General features: G+C 55.3%; 3 protein-coding genes. All 3 read right to left on the reverse strand.

Going from position 1 to position 2,547, the window contains the following annotated elements; translation table 11 throughout:
- On the reverse strand, positions 1–451 hold a 451-nt coding region (locus tag VNL73_10975; protein ID HXF49929.1), incomplete at its 3' end, for an ABC transporter ATP-binding protein.
- 173 nt (positions 452–624) lie between these two features.
- Positions 625–1,557 carry an ABC transporter ATP-binding protein gene (locus VNL73_10980; protein HXF49930.1) on the reverse strand — a complete coding sequence of 311 codons (933 nt, stop codon included), beginning with the start codon at positions 1,555–1,557 and terminating at the stop codon, positions 625–627.
- On the reverse strand, positions 1,557–2,438 hold the full coding sequence (locus VNL73_10985) for an efflux RND transporter periplasmic adaptor subunit (GenBank protein ID HXF49931.1): 882 nt from the start codon (positions 2,436–2,438) through the stop codon (positions 1,557–1,559). Before VNL73_10985 ends, VNL73_10980 begins: the two co-directional genes overlap by 1 nt.
- Positions 2,439–2,547: the final 109 nt, after the last annotated feature.

The raw sequence follows: 2,547 nt of genomic DNA on the forward strand, positions 1-2,547 counted from the left end.
GAAGCGCGCACCCCAAAGCGAGCCTCTGCTTGTGCCCCCCCGGCAGCTCCCCCGCGAGCCGGTTTTTCTGGTCTTCGAGGCCGGAAAGCGCCAGCATCCCCCTCATTCGTTCCTCTCTCGACTCGGCCGGCAGCCGGTAAATGCCGGAGTAAAACTCGATGTTTTCCCAAACCGTCAAATCCTCGTAGAGCGAAAATTTCTGGGACATATACCCGATTCGGTGCTTGGCCTCTTCGGGGTCGGCGCGCACGTCCACGCCGCCGACGTAAAGCTCGCCGGACGTGGGGGCCAAAATCCCGCAGAGCATCTTGATGGTGGTGGACTTCCCCGCCCCGTTCGGCCCCAAAAAGCCGAAAATCTCCCCCTTCTGGACGGCAAAGGAGACCCCGTCCACGGCGGTAAAAGCGCCGAATCGGCGTACCAAGTTCTTGGCCTCAATCGTTATCCCCATAATGTGCTTTGAAACACCTCCGGTTTCACACCTCTAATATCAAAACTTGTGCCAGAGCCGGATAGGCGGTCTGCGTTTCAATGCGCTGTACCCCAAGAGGTTGCCGGCGGCCCAAAATAAATCCCGACTCCTTCCGACAGTTTTTCGTTTTTGTGCACAAAAATCAACCAATTTCAGCCGTTTGCCGCTTGATTTTTCACCAGCGAAATAAACAGGTCTTCCAAGGAAGGGACGATACGGCGGACCGAGTCTGCCGTTGCCCCTTTCTGGGACAACGCCTCGGCCACCGCCTTTTCCTGCATTTCTCCCTTGGCAAACGAAAGGTGCAGCTTATCCCCAAATATCTCCAGTTCCAAAAGCCCGGGCAGCCCCTCCAAACGCTCCCGCCACTGTCGGGGATTTTTAATCTTGACTTCAAACACCTCCCGCTCACTGGTGGCCTTCAACCGTTTCGGGTCGTCTAAAGCCAGAATTTTCCCATGGTGGATAAAGGCCACCCGCGAGCAGCGCTCCGCCTCGTCCATATAGGGGGTGGAAACGAAAACGGTGACCTGCTCTTCCAGCAAATCATACACGATTTCCCAAAGCTCCCGCCGCGAAACCGGGTCCACGCCGGTGGTCGGTTCGTCCAAAAACAGAATTTCCGGCGTGTGAATCAAAGCGCAGGAAAGCCCCAGCTTCTGCTTCATCCCGCCGGAAAGGTGCCGCGCCTGCCGGGAAACAAACGGCCCCAGCTTGGAAAACTGCAAAAGCCGCTTCTGCCGTTCCGCTTTTTCCCGCTGGGGAACGAGGTACAAATCGGCAAAGAAATCCAGATTTTCCTGCACGGTAAGCTCCCCGTACAAAGAGAATTTTTGCGACATATACCCGATTCGTTTCTTGATTTCCTCCGCCTGGCGGACGATGTCAAAACCCGCCACCTCCGCCGTGCCGGAGGAGGGTAAAAGAACGCCGACCAGCATCCGCATCGTCGTGGTCTTCCCCGCCCCGTCCGGCCCGACAAGCCCGAAAATTTCCCCGCGTTCGACGGAAAAGGAAAGCCCGTCCACGGCGGTCGTTTCGGCAAACTTTTTGACTAAATCTTTTACTGCAATTGCGGAAGGCATCAACTTGCAGGGGCGATCAAAATCTCCCCGTCCGCCGGCTGCCCCGGCTTGAGCTTTTCCTCCGGGTTCGGAATGGTGATTTTGACCGCAAAAACCAGCTTCACCCGCTCATCTTTTGTTTGGATATTTTTGGGGGTGAACTCGGCTACTGGTGAAATAAAGGAGACGCTCCCGGAAAATTCCTCGTCAGGATAGGAATCCACTTTGACCTTGGCCGGTTGTCCCAGTTTGACCAGCCCAACCTCCGTTTCCTTGAGATAAATTTTCAGAGTAACTTTGGACAAATCCGCCAAAGTCAAAATCGGCGAGCCGGGAAAAACCGTCTCCCCCTCTTCGGCCGTCTTTTTGATGATGCGCCCCGATATGGGCGCAAAAATTTTGGCGTTGTCCACTTGGGCCTGAATGTAGTTTTTCTGCGCCGCCGCCTGCTCCCGCGAAAACTCCAAACTCCGCACCTGGTCCCGCGCCCCGTCCACCTTGGTCTGGATATCCTCCAACTGCTGCTGGGTGGCCGAGCCGGATTTGTAAAGCGCCTCGATCCGCTTCAAGTTGTCCTCTAAATTTTTAAGATTGGTTCTGGCCTGCGCAATCTGCGCGCCGGTCATCTTGATGGTCGCCTCCGCCACTTTCAACTGGGCCGAAAGCTCCTTGTGCTCCAACTGCGCCAAAAGCTCTCCTTTGGCCACCGAATCCCCTTCCTCCTTGGTGATGACCTCAATCCGCCCCGCCAGCTTGGAGGAAATCTCCACCTCGGTCGCCTCAATCGTCCCCGACCCCGAAAGTACCCCTTCTTTGTTGGAATTTTTGGTGAGTTGAACATAGATGAGCACAAAAAGCAGCCCGACCGCCAAAACCAGTATCGGAATAACCTTCTTCAACATCTACGGGATATTACCCCCCTCAATTCCCCTGTCAAGCAGGAAATGCCTTTGTAGGGGCGAACCTCGTGCTCGCCCGTTTTAATTTTTGGTTTTTGTAGGGGCGGGTTTT

The sequence above is a fragment of the Verrucomicrobiia bacterium genome, from assembly GCA_035574275.1.
Classification (GTDB): Bacteria; Zixibacteria; MSB-5A5; order DSPP01; family DSPP01; genus DSPP01.

Bases quoted from the DNA above. Each gene is read 5' to 3' on its own strand.
- VNL73_10980 (HXF49930.1), bottom strand. From the start codon at position 1,557: ATGCCTTCCGCAATTGCAGTAAAAGATTTAGTCAAAAAGTTTGCCGAA.
- VNL73_10985 (HXF49931.1), bottom strand. From the start codon at position 2,438: ATGTTGAAGAAGGTTATTCCGATACTGGTTTTGGCGGTCGGGCTGCTT.